Origin of the sequence: Lactobacillus sp. M0396 (assembly GCF_016101625.1) — a bacterium.
Lineage (GTDB): Bacteria > Bacillota > Bacilli > Lactobacillales > Lactobacillaceae > Lactobacillus > Lactobacillus huangpiensis.
The window spans coordinates 273,756-293,801 of the sequence record NZ_JACFQE010000001.1 but is presented as its reverse complement, the minus strand read 5'-3'; the positions used below and the strand labels follow the sequence as shown (position 1 = coordinate 293,801).

Sequence of the window (20,046 nt, the reverse complement as noted above, 5' to 3'; positions counted from 1 at the left end):
AAATTGATGCTATTCCACTTTCAAATATATTAAAGCATAAAATATTATCTGTTTATTATCTCAATAAATACTTAAATATTTTTGCAAAAGAACCACTGACATACTTTTTATTACAGTTTTATCAAAAAAATTAAAAAATATGTCAATTTATGAATTGCAAAAAAAGTTAATTGATTTGAAAAGGAAGAATAAAGCGCTAAAAGGCTGGTCTAATATTGAATATGGTAATTATCTTTATTATCTTTTTTCCAAAGCTAAGAAATTAAATACTTGATAATACTAATAAGCTAAAACAACAGATTATGACATTGAAACTCTACAAATCCCTGAAAATAAAGAATATTCATATAAAGAGAAAAAATGTCAAGCTATGTATGATTGGAGAAGAAAAGTGTTTTTAATAGTGAGGTTAAAAGGCTGAAAGATTTCAATGATCTAAATATAGAATGGGAATCTAAAGTTGATGATTCATTGGGATATGATATTTTATCTTATGAGCTAGATGGTATTCCAAGATATATAGAAGTAAAAACAACAAAAGAAAATAGGAGCGATAGATTTAGTTTTCATATCTCTCGCAATGAACTTGAAAAATCAAAGGTATTAAAAAATTATTGGATTTACCAAATATTCTTTTCGATAGGACAATAGCAAGTAATTTTTCTCATTGAAGATCCTTTTAATGCAAAAGACATTAATATAACAGCCCTTAATTACCTGGTTAATGTCAGGTAAAAAGAAAAGAATGATTCAAGACAAGTTTTTTAGTGTTAAGTTAGAGTAAAAGTGATTAATTAGAATTAAGTTTTTCAAATTTTCTTTATCTTATTAAAACTATCATTTACCATGTAATTAAAATTATTTTAAGGACGGTGAAAAACTTATGGGATTTTGGGTAATGCTAATTTCATTAGCAGTCGGGGCATTTTTAATATATTTGTGTTTTGCCAAAAACACGTCTCAATCAGTTAAGGTCACGCTTTTTTTAACTGGTTTAATCTTAATTGCCGGGGCAATTTTTCTATCTACTCCGCAAGGCGCAGCATTTGTAATGGAAATTACTTAATTAGATAAAAGCATTTTAAAAAATATTTATGGCACTAATCAGTGCCTTTTTATTTTGTTTTGTAAATAGTTTTTAGTATTAGCCCAGAAAACATGTAAAAAATATGCGGATACAAAAGATAATAGCCACGTTAATAACCAGGTCGCCCAAAAGCTGCAAAAAGGATGGAGAATGGCATAATGTTTGATATTTAAGCCATACCAAATAATTTGGTCCCAAAAGACATTTGATAAGTAAGCTCGGTAGGCGTAAGCGGCTAAAAAGTGAAAAACCTGTAGACTAATTTTTGAATTTTTTCTGACTTGATACAAGCAAAAAGACGAAATTAAGGCAATGACTGCTAAGCAATAAAAAGTCATTGACGGTTTATAATATGGTGCATTAGCAAAAAGTACCGGGTGACCAAAATTTTGTAATTCAAAGTTAGTCCAAAAAAAGCATCCGCCAAAGGCAATCAATACTAGCCACCAAAATTTTTGCAAAAGCGCATTAACATAATCTCGCAGTTGCCAAGCGAGTACACCATATACCGCATAAATAAAAAATGATATAAAAAGACGATCAAGAAGGTACCAACTTCTTTCTTGCTGGCCATGAAAAACAAAATAATCATAGAATCTAAGCCAAACAAAATAGAAGATAAAAGTTATGATTGCTACCGTGATGCCCCGTTTGACATCTTTACCAATAAAGCGGCTAAGGGTCCAGAAAAAAGGCATTAAAATGATAAATTGCAACATCATGGTGTTGTACCATAAATGAGGTGCAGCGTTGCCGCTAACAAAGTGCCAACAAAATGACAAGAAGTTGGTAAACTTATTTACTTGTTGTAACCACGGCATTCCTAGTAAGTAAATTAAAGTCCACCATATAGTTGGAATAAAAAGATTTGAACAATTTGAGCGCAGGTATTTTTGATAAGAAAAACTGCCAGTTAGATCACAAGTGCGGATAGTGGAATAAAGTATGCCAAAAATAAATGCTGGTGCTGTATATTTAACTAAGTTATACATGATGCCAAAAATGTCCTGGGTATAATAAGATTGTCCTTCACCCATAATTAGTGACATTATTGGTTGGGTCATGACTGCTGTGCAAGCAAATACTTTGAGATAATCACCAATATCAGCTTTTTTATAAGCTGGATAGGGGTATTTTTTCATTTACTCAGATCCTTATTTAATACTAAGTCTTGCATTTATTATTTTAAAAAATATGATAGAAGTAAAGAAGCTTATTCAATTATTTTTTGATAATCTCATTTTCAAAATTAGGGGGTTGGAATTTTTACTTTTTTAAAATATAATTTTTATTGCTGCTGCAAAAATGCATTGAGCTTTTTAGATAAGGAATTACAAGGGATATATGAAAAATTATTTAACTGTTGATATTGGCGGAACTGAAATTAAATTTGCAAAATTAGATTATGCTGGGAATATAATCGAAAAAGATAAAATTTCTACTGTTAAAAATAAATCTGAATTTTTGGCAAAAATAGATCAAATTGTAATACATTATATTTCAGATATAAAAGGCTTGGCTTTTTGCTCTCCTGGAAAAATTGAAAACACTAAAATCAGATTTGGTGGTTCATTACCTTTTTTGGATGGAATTGATTTTGCAGAAATTTATGGTAAAAAGTGCAGGATTCCAGTAGCGGTAATAAATGATGGCAAGGCCAGCGTTTTAGCAGAAAATTGGTTGGGTAGTCTAAAAGGTGAATCGAATTGCGCCGCAATAACCCTTGGAACCGGTGTTGGTGGGGGCATAATAATTAATGGTCATCTATTGCGGGGCACACACTATCAAGCTGGTGAATTAAGTTTTATGATTAATGATTTATCGCAACCTAAAGATATGGAAGGTGCCGTAGGAAGTAATGGTTCTGGTGTGAATTTTGTTAAATCAATTAATCGTAAACTAAATCATAAGAATGTAAATGACGGATTGCATGCTTTTAAAGCAATAAAGTCCGGTAAAAGAGAAGCTGTGGAGATTTTTAATGATTATTGTTTAAAAGTAGCAACTTTAATTCTTAATATTCAAACAGTAGTAGATTTAGATAAAATAGCCGTTGGAGGCGGTATAAGCGCACAACCAATTTTAATTAGCGGTATAAATAAAGCATACGATAAATTAGTTAATAATTATAATCCAATCATTGGTGATACTTTGATTAAACCTGCAATTGTTTCTGCTCATTTTAGAAATGATTCAAATTTATACGGATCGCTTTATAATTTATTGCTTCAAATTAATAAGGAAAATAAATATTAGTTTTATCAAAATCTCGAAGTTGATTAACTTCGGGATTTTTTAAGAAATTTCTCTCTTTTATTTCTAAGTCCACATTTGCCCTTTTTATATGGTAGAATAACTAAAGTTAATAGAGGAGGTTGTCATGACTAAAGTTAAGTATAAGCGAATAGTTTTGAAAATTTCTGGTGAAGCTCTTGCTGGTGATGAAGGAACCGGTATAAATCCTACAGTCATCAGTCATTTGGCAAAGGAGATTAAATCTGTTCACGATTTAGGAGTTGACATTGGAATCGTTTGCGGTGGCGGTAATATGTGGCGCGGAGAAACTGGTGCAAAACTTGGTATGGAACGTTCGCAGGCTGATTATATGGGTATGCTTGCTACTATAATGAACGGCTTGGCTCTTCAGGATGGATTGGAGCACGTGGGAGTACCGACTAGGTTGCAAACATCAATTGAAATGAGACAAATAGCTGAACCATATATTAGGAGAAAAGCTATTCACCACATGGAAAAAGGACGTGTAGTTATTATGGGTGGTGGCACTGGTAACCCCTATTTCTCAACTGACACAACTGCTGCCTTAAGAGCTGCAGAAATAGGTGCTGATGTGATCCTAATGGCTAAAAATGGAGTTGACGGAGTTTACTCTGCTGATCCAAATGTTGATCCACATGCCAAAAAATACAGTGAACTTTCACAACTAGATATTATTTCTAAAAACTTAAAAGTCATGGACAGAACTGCCAGCTCACTATCAATGGATACCAACATTCCTCTAATTGTATTCAACGTTAATACTGAAGGTAATATTAAAAAAGTGGTATTGGGTGAGAATATTGGAACAGTAATCGGAGGGAAAAATAATGAATAATGACGCAATCAAAAAGGCTCAAGATAATATGAAAAAATCAATTACTGTTTTTGAAAAAAACTTGAGCTCTATTCGTGCTGGCGTTGCTAACGCAGCTTTACTTGATGGAATAAAAGTGGACTATTATGGTGCTCCTACTCCATTAACGCAAATGTCTAGTGTTACTATTCCTGAGCCACGCGTGTTATTAATTACACCTTATGATCAGAACAGTCTGGATGATATTGAGCATGCACTCTTAGCATCAAATTTGGGTTTAACGCCAGCAAATGATGGAAAAGTCATCCGCCTTGTTATTCCGCAATTAACAGGTGAAAGGCGTCAAGAAATTGCTAAAGAGGTCAACAAAATGGCTGAAGAAAGTAAAATTGCAATCAGAAATGTTCGTCGTGAAGCTATGAATAGTCTTAAAAAGCAGCAAAAAGATGATGAAATCACCGAAGATGAACAGCGCAATTTGGAAAAGAAAGTGCAAAAAGTTACTGACGATGCAACAAAGCAGATTGACCAAATTGCAGAAGAAAAACGTAAAGAGATTACCCAGGGCTAATAAATGGCAGATAAAAAAAATCAGTTAAACCATTTAGCTATCATTATGGATGGTAATGGTCGTTGGGCAACAAAGCAAGGCAAACCACGAATTGCAGGTCATTACGAAGGTATGAACAACGTAGAAAGAATAACTTTGGCAGCCAACCAATTAGGCATCAAAGTTTTATCCTTATATGCGTTTTCTACTGAAAACTGGGGTAGACCTAAAGAAGAAGTAGCATATCTGATGAACTTGCCAGTACGCTTTTTTGATAAGTTTATGCCAACCTTAATGAAAGAAAATGTCAAAGTGAACATTATGGGCTACTTGAATGAATTGCCTTCTAAAACCTATGATGTAGTGCAGAGAGCAATGGCTGAAACTGCTAATAACAGTGGTTTGATTTTGAACTTTGCTTTTAATTATGGCTCACGAAGAGAAATTACTACAGCAGTAAAGGAAATTGCAACTCTTGTTGAAACGGGAAGTATTACAAGTGATGAAATTTCTGAAAAAATGATTTCGCAGAGATTGATGACTGCAAGCTTTGGTAAATACAGTGATCCAGATTTATTAATCAGAACTTCTGGTGAGCAAAGGATTTCTAATTTCATGTTATGGCAATTAGCATATTCAGAACTTGCTTTTAGTGAGAAAAACTGGCCTGATTTTACTAGAGAAGATCTAGAAAAATTTGTTATTGATTTTCAAAATCGTCATCGACGTTTCGGTAAGGTCGATGAATCGGATAGTTAGGTAAATATATGAAACAACGTGTAATCACAGCAGTTATTGCTTTAATTTTATTTATTCCTATCGTCATAGCTGGCGGACTTTGGATGGATTGGCTCACCGTTTTGTTTGCGGCCGTTGGTATCAGTGAATTCTTTTTAATGAAAAAACAAATATTGGTTTCAGTAAACTTTCTACTAGCATTACTGGCCACCATTATTTGGGCAGTTCCTGATAGTTTTCTCAAGTCAATGCCATTTCATTGGACAAAATACGGCATTTATTTTGCTTTGATAATGTTAATGCTAACTTGGACAGTTTTAACTAAAAATAAAACTACTTTTGATGATGTAGCGGTTTATACATTAGGCTCATTATATGTGGGAACCGGCTTTCATTACATGGCAAGTATTAGAAACGCAAACAATGGTCTTGCACTGCTTTGCTACGTTTTTGTTGTAGTTTGGCTGACAGATACAGGAGCCTACATGATCGGGCGTAAAATTGGTAAACATAAGTTGTGGCCTGTAATTAGTCCTAATAAAACATGGGAAGGCTCAATTGGTGGCACAATTTGTGCTGTAATTTGTGCCGCAATTTATGTTTACTTTGTTAATCTGAACCATTCACAAGTTGAAATGATTATTTTTGCTCTTATATTATCAATTGTTGGGCAAATGGGTGATTTGGTTGAATCTGCTTATAAGAGATACTATGGGGTAAAGGATTCAGGCAAGATATTGCCAGGTCATGGTGGAATACTTGATCGCTTTGACAGCATGCTCTTTGTTTTACCTGTTTTTGCTGCTTTGATGGGAATCATACACTAGGGGGATTTTTGTGAAAGGTATACTTATCTTTTTAGTAGTATTTGGAATATTAGTTTTTGTCCATGAATTCGGGCACTTTATTGTTGCTAAAAAGTGCGGTATTTTAGTACGTGAATTTTCTATAGGTATGGGACCAAAGCTTTTCCAAGTTAGACGCAATCCAACTACTTATACGATTAGGTGGCTTCCGCTAGGCGGATATGTCCGTTTAGCAAGTAAAGATGACGAAACTGATTTAGCAGCAGGGATGAGAGTGGTTTTACAGCTTAATCAACAGAAAGAAGTTGTAAAAATTGATGCCTCTGAATCAGATATACCGATTGAAGGAATACCATTACAAGTTACGGCATTTGATTTGGTAGATAAACTTTTTATTTCTGGATATGAAAATGGAGAAGAAGATCGATTAGTCACATACAAAGTCAATCATGATGCTACGGTTATTGATCATTCAAAAACTGAGTTAATTATTGCACCACGTGATACACAGTTTCAAGAAGCCAATGTGTGGCAGAAACTAGCTACCAATATTGCTGGGCCATTAATGAATATAATTCTAGGTTTTGTCGTTTTTTTAATTTGGACATTTACTGTTCCCGGTCCTGCAACTACAGAAATAGCAGAAGTGACACCTAATTCACCTGCAGCTGTTGCAAAAATTGAGCCGGGTTCAAAAATTTTGGCTGTTAATGGTCACAAAATATCGTCTTTCGAACAAATTTCGGAAAAAATATATCAGAACAAAAATAAAAAAATTAATATCTCTGTTATTAAAGATAAGCAAAAAAAAGTAGTAAACGTTCAACCAAAAGCAGTAAAAATGCAAGGTCAAAAAGTTTACCAAATCGGAATTAGAGCAAAAAGCGATGAAAGAATCGGGGCTAAATTTAAGCGTGGCTGGAATACGGCTGTTTCCACTACGGGAATGATTTTCAGCGCAGTTGGTGGCTTATTCCGTCATTTTAGTTTAAATAAGCTTTCTGGACCTGTGGGTATCTATTCCCAGACGTCACAGGTTTCGCAAATGGGTTTTACCTATATCTTAGCTTTTTTGGCAATGATTTCAATTAACTTGGGAATCGTGAATCTAATTCCTGTACCGGGTCTTGATGGTGGCAAGTTTTTGCTAAACATTATTGAAATTGTGCGGGGCAAACCGATATCAGAAAATCATGAAGCCATGGTAGAACTGGTTGGCTTCGGTTTATTATTAGTTTTAATTATTGCTGTAACTGGTAATGATATCTACCGTTACTTTATTAAATAAAATATTAATTTTGGGAGAGAGAATTAATGCGACAATCTAAATTATTTATGCCAACTTTGAAGGAAGCGCCAGCTGATGCTGTTGCTGAAAGTCATAAATTGATGCTGCGAGGCGGATACGTTCGTCAAGTTACAGCGGGCGTTTATGCGTATTTGCCTTTAGGGTACCGTGTTCTAAGTAAAGCTGAACAGATAATGCGTGAAGAAATGGCAAAAATCAACGTGCCAGAAATGGCAATGCCGGATCTTTTACCAGCAACTTTATGGGAAGAATCAGGCAGATGGCAAAAATATGGTCCGGAAATGTTTAAACTTAAAGACAGACATGGTCGTCAAAGCCTGCTAGGACCAACTCATGAGGAAACATTTACTGATATTGTCGCAAAAAATTTAAAAAGTTATAAGCAAATGCCGATAGCTCTTTTCCAAATTCAATCAAAGTTTAGAGATGAAAACAGGCCTCGTTTCGGTTTGCTTAGATCACGTGAATTTATCATGCTTGATGCATACAGCTTTGCCGCTACTAAAGAACAGCTTGATCAACAATTTGAAGATGAGAAAAAGGCTTTTACAGCTGCGTATCATCGTTGTGGCTTAAAAGTTACTCCGGTTATTGCCGATTCAGGAACTATGGGAGGAAAAAATTCAACTGAATTTCAGGCTCCAGCTGCCATTGGTGAAGATACTATTGCTACAAATGAAACAGGAACATATTCAGCTAATCTAGAAATGGCTTGCAGTATTGATACGTTCAAGCAGAAAGAGGAACCGTTAAAACAAGTTGAAGATGTAGCTACTCCCGGTCAAGAGAGTATCGCTGATTTAGTTAAATTTTTAAATATTCCGGCAACTAGAATTATTAAGAGTGTGCTTTACGTTGCTAATGAAAAAGAAAATATGCTAGTCTTAATCCGTGGTGATAAAGAAGTCAATGAAGTAAAGTTAAAGCATTTACTTGATGTTGATTCACTAAGAATCGCTACTGATGAAGAATTGGCAAACATAACCGGCGTTGGCAAAGGTAGCGTTGGTCCAATTAAAGCTGATTGGGCTGATAAAGTAGTAGCAGATAATACTGTTAAAAATCTTTATAATGTTGTTGTAGGCGCAAACAAATCTGGTTACCAAATTAAAAATGTGAATTTAAACCGTGATTTTACTCCAGACATATTCGGTGACATTCGTGTTGCTAATGAAGGTGAACCAGATCCAGTTGATCACTTGCCATTAAAATTCACAACTACTATTGAGGTAGGACACATTTTTAAACTGGGAACTTATTATACAAAAACTATGGGTGCAAACTTCCTCGATAAAAATGGTAAAGCTCAACCTGTTATAATGGGTTCATATGGTATTGGTGTCACGAGAGTTTTATCTGCTGTGATTGAACAGCATTTGACTAAAAATGGCGTTGCCTGGCCTAAAGAAATTGCACCATTTAGCCTGCACATTGTGCAAATGAAAATGAAAGATGAAGGTCAAACGACTTTGGCTCAAAAACTTGAAGAAAAGTACAGTGCTAAGTATGATGTATTGTATGATGATCGTAATGAACGGGCAGGAGTTAAATTTGCTGATGCTGACTTGCTGGGAGCTCCAGTGCGAGTAACAGTTGGTAAAAAAGCCAGTGAAGGAGTAGTCGAAGTTAAACGGCCTACTGATGAAAAAGCAACTGAAATGACAGTGTCCGAGTTAGACGATTTTATTAATAAAGAGTTAGGATAATTTTCGTGACTGATAAAAATAAACTATTTTTAAGGTTATTGGAGCAAATCAAGTTTCCGCAAGAATTTGCAGATAATGATTTGTTGCAAAAGGGCGAAATTGAGAACGTGGATGTTTACGCTAAAGAACACAGGTGGGATATCCATGTTCTTTTTACTACACCCTTAAAATTTGAAACTTTTAATGCTTTAAATAAGGCTATAACTGCTAGTTTTTCCTCTTTCGTCAATATTCATTTGTATGTTCGCTCTCGGGATGGAGCAGATGATTATTTAACTGACTATTGGCAGTTCGCGGTGCAAAATTCTCAGGCTTTGCAACCAGTGGCACGAGAATTTATTTCTAGTCATAAGCCTAAAAAAGAAAATGGCCGTTGGATTATTCCGGTTGATAATTTAGTGGTTGATGGATTGCTCGAGCAAAAAATGCTTGATGAACTTGCGGAAGAAATGAGGAATTTTGGTTTCTTTAACTTGAAGTTTGTAACTGAAATTGATGATGAAAATTCCAAAAATAATTTAGCCAGTCTTCAAGAGCTGCAGGAACAACATGAGCAAAATATGCAGGAAGAATATGATTCAGCTTCACCACAAGAAAAGCCAAAACCAGCAACCTATCCCACAAAAAAGACTCGTTATGGCAATCGCAAATTGGATGATAATTTACCTGTAACTCAAATTAAGGAAGTAATTGATGGAAGTAGAAATATTGTAATAGAAGGTAATATTTTTAATATTTCAAGTCGAGAATTAAAAAATGGTTCAATTATATTTACAGGTGAAATAACTGACTACACTGATTCAATTTCATTTAAAAAGTTTGTTTCCGATAAAGAGCAAATTGAAAATATGACAAAAATCAAACCGGGAACTTGGGCTAAAATGCAAGGATCAGTAGCTGAAGACCAGTGGAGTCATGACACTGTTTTTAATATTTCTTGTTTTGAAATTGTAGAGCATGTTGGCAGAACTGAAAAATATCAGGGTGATGAAAAAAGGGTCGAGCTACATCTACATACAAATATGAGTCAGCTTGATGCTACAAATACCGCAACTGACTTTGTCATGGCAGCTAAGAAATTTGGTCAAAAAGCAATAGCTATTACAGACCATGCTGATGTTCAAGCCTTTCCTGAAGCATATAATGCAGGTAAAAAGAATGGTGTCAAAATAATTTACGGTTTAGAAGCTAATATGATTGATGATCATGCATTACTGGTTCTTAATCCGGCTTCAATGACATATAAAGATCGTGAATTTGTTATTTTTGATGTTGAAACGACAGGTTTGTCATCCGTTTACGATACCATTATTGAAATCGGTGCTGTAAAGATGAAAAATGGGGAAGTGCTGGAGAGGTTTGATAAATTTATTAATCCCCATCACCCATTAAGTGAACAGACCATTAATTTGACATCAATTACTGATGAAATGGTAGGAGCAGCTGATGATGAAGCTGTGGTTATTAAGCAATTTCAGGATTTTTATGGCGACCGTCCGCTTTGTGGTCATAATGTTCAGTTTGATGTTGGTTTTGTCAACGCAGCTTTGAAACGAGCTAACTTAGAAGAAATTACTCAGCCGGTAGTTGATACTCTAGAAGTATCACGGTTGCTTCATCCAGAACAAACCAGACATACGTTAGATTCTCTGGCCAAAAAATATAATGTTGTCCTCGAGCATCACCATAGGGCTAATCAAGATGCTGAAGCAACAGGCTATTTAATGTTTAAGCTCTTGGATGCGTTTGCCAAAAAGTATCACGAAGATGATTTAGGTAAAATGAACGATTATGCCGCTCAGGGTCAAGTGTTTAAAAGAGCACGGCCACAACATATGACTATCTTAGCAAAAAATCAAGCTGGCCTTAAAAACATGTACAGACTGGTTTCTATTGCAAGTACCAAAGATTTTTATCGGATCCCACGTACTCCCAAATCAGATTTGGTTAAGAATCATGAAGGTTTGCTATATGGTTCTGGATGCTCTGAAGGCGATGTTTTTGTTGCAATGATGCAAAAAGGCTATGACGAAGCTCGTAAGAAGGCACGCTTTTATGATTACCTCGAAATTCAGCCACCAGCAAATTATTCAATTATGATTGAAGATCATTTGATTGCTGATGAAAAAGAACTTGAAGAAATTCTGACAAATATTTACAAATTGGGTAAGGAATTAAATAAACCAGTAGTTGCCACAGGAGATGCACATTATCTGGAAGAACATGATGCTATATATCGTACTATTTTGATTTCGGCCCAACGCAGCAAACCTGACAGGAACAAAAAACAGCCTGACATGCATTTTTACACTACTCAGGAAATGCTAGATGCCTTTAGTTTTTTAGGTGCAGATATTGCTAAAGAAATAGTAATTACTAATCCTAATAAAATTGCTGAATCAATTGAAGAAATTTCACCTATTAAAGATGGACTTTACCCACCACACATTGACAATGCTGATGAAGAAATGAAGCGTTTGACATATGACAAAGCACATGAGCTATATGGAGATCCACTGCCAAAGATTGTCCAAGATAGACTTGATATGGAACTCAATTCAATTATTTCCAATGGTTATGCTGTAATTTATTTGATTTCTCAAAGACTAGTGGCTAAGTCGAATAAGGATGGCTATTTGGTTGGCTCACGAGGTTCCGTTGGCTCTAGTCTGGTGGCTACAATGTCGGGTATAACTGAAGTCAATCCATTGGCACCACATTATCGTTGCCCAAAATGTAAGTATTCGAAATTTTTCGAAAACGGTGAATACGGGTCTGGATATGACTTGCCAGATAAAAAATGTCCTAAGTGTGGAGCTGAACTGGTTAAGGATGGGCAAGATATTCCTTTTGCAACGTTTTTGGGATTTCACGGTGACAAAGTTCCTGATATCGATTTGAATTTCTCGGGTGACTATCAGCCGGTAGCCCATAACTTTATTCGAGTAATGTTTGGTCCCGATAATTCTTATCGAGCAGGTACAATTGCCACTGTAGCTGATAAGACAGCTTACGGTTATGCTAAACACTATGATGAAGAAAAAGAATTGAATCTTCGTAATGCTGAACTTGATCGTTTAGCAGCGGGTGTCAGTGGAGTTAAAAGGACTACCGGTCAGCATCCTGCAGGTATTGTTGTCGTTCCTGATGATATGGATATCTATGACTTCACACCCGTACAATATCCTGCAGATGATGTCAATGCTGCGTGGTTGACAACACACTTTGATTTTCATTCCATTCATGATAATATCTTGAAATTTGATATTCTAGGTCACGATGATCCAACTATGATTAGAATGTTGCAAGACCTTTCCGGTGTTGATCCTTTAACAATTCCACCCGATGATCCAGGAGTAATGTCGCTTTTTTCAAGTCCTAAAATTTTAGGTGTAACACCTGAGCAAATTCAATCAGAAACTGGTACTTTAGGCGTACCCGAATTTGGTACAAAATTTGTACGAGGGATGTTAGAGGAAACAAAGCCGACTACATTCTCCGAGTTACTGCAAATTTCTGGCCTATCCCACGGTACTGATGTCTGGTTAGGAAACGCAGAAGAGCTTGTTAACAACGGCACTTGCAAACTAAAAGATGTTATTGGTTGTAGAGACAATATCATGATGGACTTGATTCACTGGGGAGTTAAACCCGAAGTAGCGTTTTCAACTATGGAATCAGTTCGTCATGGTCGGGGAATAAGTGATGATGATATGGCAGTTCTACAGAAAAATGATAAAATTCCTGACTGGTACATTCCGTCTTGTCTCAAAATCAAGTATATGTTTCCGAAAGCTCATGCGACGGCTTATATATTAATGGCTTTAAGAATTGCCTGGTTTAAAGTTTACTATCCTGAAATCTACTACACTGCTTATTTCTCAGTACGGGCTGATTTATTTGATTTAGTAGCTATGAGTCATGGTAAAAACACGGTAAAAAAGGCAATGGCTGATATTCAAAATCAAGGAAATGATGCGTCTGCCAAGGATAAGAGTCTTCTGACAGTCCTGGAAATTGCCAATGAGTGTTTAGAGCGTGGTATTAAGATAAAAATGGTTGATATTAATCAGTCTGAGGCCACTAATTTTAAAATTATTGATCAGCATACAATTTTAGCACCGTTTAATGCAGTTCCTGGTCTGGGAAATAATGCAGCCAAACAAATTGTTGCTGCAAGAACTGAGCAGAAATTTTTGTCAAAAGAAGACTTGGCAAACCGTGGAAAAGTATCCCAGTCAATTATGGATTATTTAGAAAATAATGAAGTTCTAACTGGAATGCCAGAGCAGAATCAACTTTCACTCTTTTAAAATTTTGCAGTATTAATATAAATGTGATATACTTTTTAAAGAAGTTCGAATAAATAATTCGGAGTGAGCAATTGTGCTCACTCTTTTTATTACGGAGGAAAGTACTTGGCGAAAGTTAAAGATTTTGTTCTCAAAGAAATTAAACCAATTATTGCAGAACGCAAAGATGAGTTTATTGATATAGAATACGTTAAAGAAAAGGGTCAAAACTATTTAAGAATTTACGTTGATAGAGAAAATGGTATTGATATGGATGAAATTGCAGGGTTAAGTGAATTATTATCTGAGAAGCTTGATCAAATACAACCTGATCCATTTCCTGATCCTTATATTTTGGAAGTTTCTTCTCCTGGTATTGAAAGACCAATAAAAAACAAAGATGATTGGAAAAAAGCTTTAAATGAGTATGTGCATATAAAACTATACCAGAAAGTTGAAGGTGAAAAAGAATATGAGGGAACTTTAAAATCTTATAATGATAGCGAAATCGAACTTGAAATAAAGATAAAAACTAAAAAGAAGGTTTTATCACTTCCCCGTAAAGCAATTGCAGGCATTCGTTTCGCAATTGAGTTTTAGAAAGGTTGATTAAAATTTATGTCTAAGGAAATGCTTGAAGCGTTCGCTACACTCGAGAAAACAAAGGGTATAAAGCAAGACGTAATTGTTGAAGCGATAAAAGCAGCGCTGGTTGCAGCATATAAGAAAAATTATAATCAGGCAACGAATGTAATAGTTGAATTTGATGAACGTAAGGGCGACTTTAAGCTGATGACTGAAAAGACTGTCGTTGAAGAAGTTCATGATGAACGTTTGGAAATCAGTTTAAAGGATGCTCTGACGATTAATCGGGCCTATGAACTTGGTGACAAAATTCGTTTCGAAGTCGCACCTAAAAATTTTGGTCGGATTGCTGCACAAACTGCTAAACAAGTTATTATGCAACATTTGCGTGAGGCAGAGAGAAATCATATTATTGATGAGTACTCTCAGTATGAAGATGAATTAATAACAGGAACTGTTGAAAGACGTGATAATCGTTTCGTTTATGTTAAAATTGGTAATGTTGAAGCAGTAATGCCACGTAATGATCAAATGCCTGGTGAAAGCTATAATCCCCAAGATCAGATTCGGGTTTTGGTTACTCATGTTGGTTCAGATTCAAAAGGCGCTCAAATTACGGTTTCACGTACCGCACCTGATATGGTAAAGAGATTATTTGAACAGGAAGTACCTGAAATTTATGATGGAACTGTTGAAGTGGTCTCAATTGCTCGTGAAGCAGGGGACAGAACCAAGATTGCAGTGAAGTCCAATGATCCTAACATTGATCCAGTAGGAACATGTGTTGGTCAAAGAGGTGCCAGAGTTCAGAATGTGGTTAATGAACTTGACGGTGAAAACATAGATGTAGTTAAATACGAGGAAGATCCGTCAGACTACATTGCTAATGCCTTGAATCCCGCTGAAGTGATTGCTGTTCAATTTGGAGATGAGGACGAGGAAAAAAGTGCTTTGGTAATTGTTCCGGATTACCAGTTGTCGCTTGCAATTGGTAAAAAAGGACAGAATGTACGTTTGGCTGCCAGATTAACAGGATATAAGATTGATATTAGACCAGAATCTGAAGTAGAATTTGTTGACGAAAGCAGTGATCAGGCTGAAAAAGAAAATGAAGCAGCTGAAACTAATAATTTAGCTTATGATGGTTCAAAGTCTTCTTTACAAGAAAACAGCGATTTTGCTGAGAGCGAAGAATCTGATGAAGATCCAGCTTCTGAAGGGGCTGAACCAGAAGATGAGCTTCAGGATAACATTTCTGATGGTGAAACAGTAGATTCTACTGAAAATTAAAGCAAGAGGTGAAACTTTTTGAAAAAAAGAAAGATTCCAATGCGAAAAGACTTGTTGACTAATACCATGCAGCCAAAAAAAGAATTGGTGCGCATCGTAGTCGACAAAGAAAAGAACATTTCTGTTGATCCTACTGGTAAAAAACCTGGTAGGGGAGCATATGTTTCGCTTGATCCAAGTCAGATCAAAAATGCTCAAGAAAAGAGCTTAATTGAGCGGAGTTTAGGAACTAAAGTGCCTAAAGAGTTTTACCAGGAGCTTTACTCATATGTTGACCATCAAAAGGCAAGAAAAGAATTGTTTGGTGATAAGTAGATTTGCAAAATAGACAAAAAGCACTAAATTTGTTGGGATTAAGTCAAAAGGCCGGAAAATTAGTTTCAGGCACTGAAATTGTTTCAATTGGCGCAAAAGCCAAAAAGGTAAAACTAATTATTTTAGCCCAAGATAGTCATGCAGATACTACTGCAAAGATCTATAAAGTTGGGGAACAAAATAATATACTTGTTATTAACAAATTTACTAGTAATGAAATTTCCCAAGCGATCGGAAAAAAGCGAAAAGTTTTAGGAATTACTGATACTGGTTTCTGCAAAGCATTGTTACAAAAAATAGACGAAGGAGTGTGATTTGATGGCTAAAACAAGAATTTATGAATTGGCAAAAGAATTAGGCATCGATAATAAAACTGTGGTCAATAAGGCGAAGGACCTGGGACTGGATGTTAAAAATCATATGTCATCACTTGAAGATTCACAAGTAAATCAATTAAAAGATAGTTTCCGTAGCTCCGCTCCCGCGCAAAAGCAAGAGAAACCCGCAAAAAGGAGCAGTAAAATCAAAATTTCCGTTACCTCAATTCGCAAAAATGAAAAAAAGCATGAGGAAAATAATAATAACAAGAATACCAAAAGGAGCAACAACTTTCACCGATCTAACAATAGATCAAGACAAGCTCAAGATCGCTATAAGCAACATACTAGCCCAAGTCAAAGGACTTCAAAGCCAGTAGCACAAGACTTATTAAAGAAGTTAAAGCAAAAACAACGTGTGGATGAAAAGAAATTAGATCGTCAAAGTGAGAGAGTCCAGAAGTCTTATGATGAAGACAAAGTCAATGTCAAAAAATCTTCTGGAGAAGATAACAAGAATGTTTCAAAATCAGAAAATAAAGTTGTTAAAGTCGAGACTACAGCACCTAAGGTAACTGGACCTAAAATAATTAAGCCTTCGCCAGCCAGAATGAAGAATACACAAAAGGCAAGTCCAGTTAATAAACCTAAAGCTTTGGATACAAATGCTGCACCTGAACCTGCAAAAGAAGAAAAGCGTCGCGGTAATGGTCACGGTCGCAATTCTGGTAAACCTGGCAGAAAAGGTAAAAATCAAACTTTTGGTACCAATAATTACTCAAAGCATCAAGAAAAGCGTAAACGCAAGAATAAGAAAAAGCAGCTCGAACAGGTACCAAAGAAACAGTCAACCCAGAGAAAAGAACGTCCGTTACCGGAAACACTGGTGTACGAAGTTGGTATGAATGCTCAAGATTTGGGCAAGTTGCTGCACCGTGAACCTGCTGAAATAGTTAAGAAACTATTTATGTTAGGTGTGATGACTAATCAAAATCAGTCACTTGATAAAGATGCAATAGAATTAGTTGCTGCTGAATATAATATCAATGCCAAAGAAAAAGTTCATGAAGATATATCTGACATTGATACTCTTTACGACAAGAGAATGGCAGCTTCTATGAAATCTAAGCATCAAATTAAGCGACCACCAGTTGTTACAATCATGGGTCACGTTGACCATGGTAAAACAACTTTGCTTGACCGATTGCGTCATACTCATGTTTCTGCTCATGAAGCTGGTGGTATTACACAGAAAATTGGTGCCTATCAGGTAAGAGTAGATAATAAGCCAATCACATTTTTAGATACGCCTGGACATGCGGCATTTTCTAACATGCGTGAACGTGGTGCTGAAATCACCGATATTGTTGTACTGGTTGTAGCTGCAGACGATGGAGTTATGCCACAAACTGTTGAAGCCATTGACCATGCTAAAAGTGCTAAGGTACCAATCATTGTTGCAATTAACAAAATGGATGTTCCTGGTGCAAACCCTGAGCATGTTACTGAACAGTTAATGAAATACAATTTGATTCCGGAAAATTATGGTGGTGACACTATTTTTGTAAACATTTCTGCCAAAACTGGTGAAAATGTTGATGAACTTTTACAAATGATTCTCTTACAAGCAGATGTCATGGAACTACAGGCGGATCCTACGCAAAAGGCAATTGGGACTGTTATTGAAGCTCGCCTTTCCCGTGGCCGTGGCCCAGTTGCTGACCTTTTGGTTCAACAAGGAACCCTAAAAGTAGGTGATCCTATTGTTGTCGGTAATCGCTTTGGTCGTGTCAGAGTGATGACCAATGATCGTGGACGCCAGGTAGAAAAAGCTACGCCATCAATGCCAGTTGAAATTACTGGATTGAATGATGTGCCCGAGTCAGCCGATAAGATTGTTGTCTTTGATGATGAAAAGACTGCCAGAAGCGTTGGTGAACAAAGAGCACAACAGGCTTTACAACAATCTCGTGAAAATGTCCAACATGTTACTCTTGATAACTTGTTTGACACGATGAAAAAAGAAAACATGAAAGAAGTAGACGTTGTCTTAAAAGCAGATGTACAAGGTTCAGTAGAAGCTTTACAACAATCGCTTGAAAAGATAGAAGTCGAGGGCGTTCGTGTTAATATCATTCATGCGGGTGTAGGAGCAGTAAATGAATCGGATGTTACATTAGCCGGAGCTTCGAATGCCTTTATTATTGGCTTTAATGTCCGTCCAACCGCTACTGCTAAATCTCAAGCTGAAGCAGATGGAGTAGATATTCGACTATATAGTATTATTTACAAGGCAATTGATGATGTTAAAGCTGCTATGAAGGGTATGCTTGAACCAACTTATGAAGATAAAGTTGTTGGTAATCTGACTGTACGTGAAACTTGGAAAGTTTCTAAAGTTGGGACGATTGCTGGTGCATTTGTTGATTCCGGATACGTATCAAAAGATTCTGCAATCAATTTGATTCGTGATGGGGTTGTGATCTATACCGGAAAAGTTGCGTCACTCAAACGGTTTAAAGATGATGCCAAGATTGTTAAGCAAGGATTCGATTGCGGTTTAACCATTGAGGGCTATAATGACATCAAGATTGGTGACGAAATGGAAGCCGTAGAAAAACAGGAAGTTAAGCCTGAATAAATTAACTGGGAGGAAAGCATGAAACACAGAATAGGTCGTGTTGAAGGAGAAATCCTCCGTGAATTAACGAAAATTTTACGAAAAAATATTCGTGATCCACGAGTTAATGATGTAACAATTACAGCGGTTGAATGTACAAATGACTTATCATATGCTACTGTTTATTACAGCATTCTTTCTGAAGATTCTAAAAAAGAAGAAGAAGCTGCTGCTGGTTTAAATAAAGCTAAGGGAATGATGAGGCATTTGTTGGGGCAAGTCCTAACTGTATATAAAGTACCAGAGTTGATTTTTAAACGAGATAATTCAGTTAAATATGGTAGTAAAATTGATCAGTTAATCGCTGAAGTAAAAAAGCAGGATGCAAATCGCAATAATTAAGAAAAGCGCTGTGAGGCGCTTTTTTCATGATTAGGTAATAAAAAATGTTAAATGGTATTTTAGTGATAGATAAGGATAAGGGCATGACAAGCGCAGACGTTGTCTATCATTTACGCAAAGCGCTGCATATCAAAAAAATAGGCCATGCTGGTACCCTAGATCCTGACGTTACGGGAGTGCTACCAATTGCAATTGGTCAGGCCACAAAATTGATTGAATTGATGCACGAGGAAAACAAAAAATATGTAGGTCAGGGAATTTTTGGTTTTGCCACTGATAGTTACGATATTAGTGGCAAAAAAACAGAATTTAAAAAAATAACTAGTAAAATTAAACACCATCAAATTCAAAAAGCTATGCAAGAGTTTGTGGGCAGTATAGAACAGGTACCACCTATTTATTCGGCCGTCCGAGTAAATGGCAAGCATTTATATGAATATGCGCGAGCAGGTATTAAAGTTGAAAGGCCAAAAAGACAGGTTGAAGTTTTTTCTTACGATCTTACAAATGAACCTGTTTTTGATAAAGAAAATGGTCAAGAAGTTTTTGATTTTAAAATTGAATGCAGTAAAGGAACCTATGTTCGCTCTTTAATAAATGATTTGGGAACAAGCCTTGGTGTGCCGGCCGTAATGAAAAATTTGCGGCGCACTTCTAGTTCAGGCTTTGATATAGATCAAGCTGTTAAATTGAATGAAATTTCAGAAAATCCAGATATGGTAAATGAATTGCTTCAACCAATTGACTCTTTTTTTACTAATTATGCTCATGAGGATATTGATACAGATCTGTGGGCCAAAGTTAAAAATGGAGCAACGATTTCTCTGAAAACGAATGCAAAAAAAGTGGCATTAGGATACAATAATAGAGTTAAGGCAATTTATCAAAAAGATGGTACCATGTATCGCCCTTATTTAATGCTTTTACAAAATGAATAA

Annotated in this window: 18 protein-coding genes; 17 read left to right on the top strand and 1 reads right to left on the bottom strand. The window is 35.9% G+C overall.

From position 1 onward, the window contains the following. Positions 1–378 precede the first annotated feature (378 nt). Both H3T43_RS01380 and H3T43_RS01375 read left to right on the top strand, forming a co-directional pair. Entirely contained in the window at positions 379–651 is a 273-nt protein-coding gene (locus H3T43_RS01380) for a DUF3883 domain-containing protein (RefSeq protein WP_198211998.1), read from the top strand. Between the two features lie 232 nt (positions 652–883). Then, a complete protein-coding gene (locus tag H3T43_RS01375) occupies positions 884–1,066 on the top strand; it encodes a hypothetical protein (RefSeq protein ID WP_109918483.1) in 183 nt (60 codons plus the stop codon). A gap of 38 nt (positions 1,067–1,104) precedes the next feature. Here H3T43_RS01375 and H3T43_RS01370 read toward each other — a convergent pair whose 3' ends face one another. Continuing rightward, on the bottom strand, positions 1,105–2,229 hold the full coding sequence (locus H3T43_RS01370) for an acyltransferase family protein (protein ID WP_198211996.1): 1,125 nt from the start codon (positions 2,227–2,229) through the stop codon (positions 1,105–1,107). Positions 2,230–2,431: 202 nt separating this feature from the next. On the opposite strand from H3T43_RS01370, the gene H3T43_RS01365 reads away from it, so the two are divergent. The 15 genes from H3T43_RS01365 (at position 2,432) to truB (ending at position 20,046) form a co-directional block, all read left to right on the top strand. Further along, positions 2,432–3,343, top strand: a complete 912-nt coding sequence (locus H3T43_RS01365; RefSeq protein WP_198211994.1) for an ROK family protein — start codon at positions 2,432–2,434, stop codon at positions 3,341–3,343. Between the two features lie 124 nt (positions 3,344–3,467). Next, positions 3,468–4,199, top strand: a complete 732-nt coding sequence (gene pyrH, locus H3T43_RS01360; protein ID WP_034979511.1) for a UMP kinase — start codon at positions 3,468–3,470, stop codon at positions 4,197–4,199. After that, positions 4,192–4,749 carry a ribosome recycling factor gene (frr, locus tag H3T43_RS01355; RefSeq protein ID WP_034979514.1) on the top strand — a complete coding sequence of 186 codons (558 nt, stop codon included), beginning with the start codon at positions 4,192–4,194 and terminating at the stop codon, positions 4,747–4,749. The genes pyrH and frr overlap by 8 nt, the downstream gene beginning before the upstream one ends. 3 nt (positions 4,750–4,752) lie before the next feature. After that, on the top strand, positions 4,753–5,487 hold the full coding sequence (locus tag H3T43_RS01350; protein WP_187154614.1) for an isoprenyl transferase: 735 nt from the start codon (positions 4,753–4,755) through the stop codon (positions 5,485–5,487). An 8-nt stretch (positions 5,488–5,495) separates the two neighbouring features. Continuing rightward, positions 5,496–6,293, top strand: coding sequence for a phosphatidate cytidylyltransferase (locus H3T43_RS01345; RefSeq protein WP_198211993.1), 798 nt, complete (start codon positions 5,496–5,498; stop codon positions 6,291–6,293). 10 nt (positions 6,294–6,303) lie between these two features. Further along, the gene (gene rseP / locus H3T43_RS01340) at positions 6,304–7,560 is read left to right on the top strand and encodes an RIP metalloprotease RseP (RefSeq protein WP_198211992.1); all 1,257 of its coding nucleotides are present in this window, start codon (positions 6,304–6,306) and stop codon (positions 7,558–7,560) included. 26 nt (positions 7,561–7,586) lie between these two features. Further along, positions 7,587–9,287 carry a proline--tRNA ligase gene (locus tag H3T43_RS01335; protein ID WP_198211991.1) on the top strand — a complete coding sequence of 567 codons (1,701 nt, stop codon included), beginning with the start codon at positions 7,587–7,589 and terminating at the stop codon, positions 9,285–9,287. A 5-nt stretch (positions 9,288–9,292) separates the two neighbouring features. Beyond that, positions 9,293–13,600: a PolC-type DNA polymerase III gene (locus H3T43_RS01330; protein WP_198211990.1), complete on the top strand. Its 4,308-nt coding sequence runs from the start codon at positions 9,293–9,295 to the stop codon at positions 13,598–13,600. A gap of 105 nt (positions 13,601–13,705) precedes the next feature. Then, a complete protein-coding gene (gene rimP, locus H3T43_RS01325; RefSeq protein WP_198211989.1) occupies positions 13,706–14,179 on the top strand; it encodes a ribosome maturation factor RimP in 474 nt (157 codons plus the stop codon). Between the two features lie 18 nt (positions 14,180–14,197). After that, entirely contained in the window at positions 14,198–15,454 is a 1,257-nt protein-coding gene (gene nusA, locus H3T43_RS01320) for a transcription termination factor NusA (RefSeq protein ID WP_198211988.1), read from the top strand. Between the two features lie 18 nt (positions 15,455–15,472). Beyond that, positions 15,473–15,769: an RNase P modulator RnpM gene (rnpM, locus tag H3T43_RS01315; protein ID WP_198211987.1), complete on the top strand. Its 297-nt coding sequence runs from the start codon at positions 15,473–15,475 to the stop codon at positions 15,767–15,769. A 2-nt stretch (positions 15,770–15,771) separates the two neighbouring features. After that, complete coding sequence (locus H3T43_RS01310) at positions 15,772–16,083, top strand: ribosomal L7Ae/L30e/S12e/Gadd45 family protein (RefSeq protein ID WP_034979533.1); 312 nt, start codon at positions 15,772–15,774, stop codon at positions 16,081–16,083. Between the two features lie 4 nt (positions 16,084–16,087). Next, positions 16,088–18,727 carry a translation initiation factor IF-2 gene (gene infB / locus H3T43_RS01305; protein WP_198211985.1) on the top strand — a complete coding sequence of 880 codons (2,640 nt, stop codon included), beginning with the start codon at positions 16,088–16,090 and terminating at the stop codon, positions 18,725–18,727. An 18-nt stretch (positions 18,728–18,745) separates the two neighbouring features. Further along, positions 18,746–19,108 (top strand): ribosome-binding factor A, encoded by a 363-nt coding sequence (locus tag H3T43_RS01300; protein ID WP_034979538.1) that lies wholly within the window; start codon positions 18,746–18,748, stop codon positions 19,106–19,108. A 44-nt stretch (positions 19,109–19,152) separates the two neighbouring features. Then, positions 19,153–20,046, top strand: a complete 894-nt coding sequence (truB, locus tag H3T43_RS01295) for a tRNA pseudouridine(55) synthase TruB (RefSeq protein WP_198211983.1) — start codon at positions 19,153–19,155, stop codon at positions 20,044–20,046.

Bases quoted from the DNA above. Each gene is read 5' to 3' on its own strand.
- H3T43_RS01375 (WP_109918483.1), top strand. From the start codon at position 884: ATGGGATTTTGGGTAATGCTAATTTCATTAGCAGTCGGGGCATTTTTA.
- H3T43_RS01370 (WP_198211996.1), bottom strand. From the start codon at position 2,229: ATGAAAAAATACCCCTATCCAGCTTATAAAAAAGCTGATATTGGTGAT.
- H3T43_RS01365 (WP_198211994.1), top strand. From the start codon at position 2,432: ATGAAAAATTATTTAACTGTTGATATTGGCGGAACTGAAATTAAATTT.
- pyrH (WP_034979511.1), top strand. From the start codon at position 3,468: ATGACTAAAGTTAAGTATAAGCGAATAGTTTTGAAAATTTCTGGTGAA.
- frr (WP_034979514.1), top strand. From the start codon at position 4,192: ATGAATAATGACGCAATCAAAAAGGCTCAAGATAATATGAAAAAATCA.
- H3T43_RS01350 (WP_187154614.1), top strand. From the start codon at position 4,753: ATGGCAGATAAAAAAAATCAGTTAAACCATTTAGCTATCATTATGGAT.
- H3T43_RS01345 (WP_198211993.1), top strand. From the start codon at position 5,496: ATGAAACAACGTGTAATCACAGCAGTTATTGCTTTAATTTTATTTATT.
- H3T43_RS01335 (WP_198211991.1), top strand. From the start codon at position 7,587: ATGCGACAATCTAAATTATTTATGCCAACTTTGAAGGAAGCGCCAGCT.
- nusA (WP_198211988.1), top strand. From the start codon at position 14,198: ATGTCTAAGGAAATGCTTGAAGCGTTCGCTACACTCGAGAAAACAAAG.
- infB (WP_198211985.1), top strand. From the start codon at position 16,088: ATGGCTAAAACAAGAATTTATGAATTGGCAAAAGAATTAGGCATCGAT.
- H3T43_RS01300 (WP_034979538.1), top strand. From the start codon at position 18,746: ATGAAACACAGAATAGGTCGTGTTGAAGGAGAAATCCTCCGTGAATTA.
- truB (WP_198211983.1), top strand. From the start codon at position 19,153: ATGTTAAATGGTATTTTAGTGATAGATAAGGATAAGGGCATGACAAGC.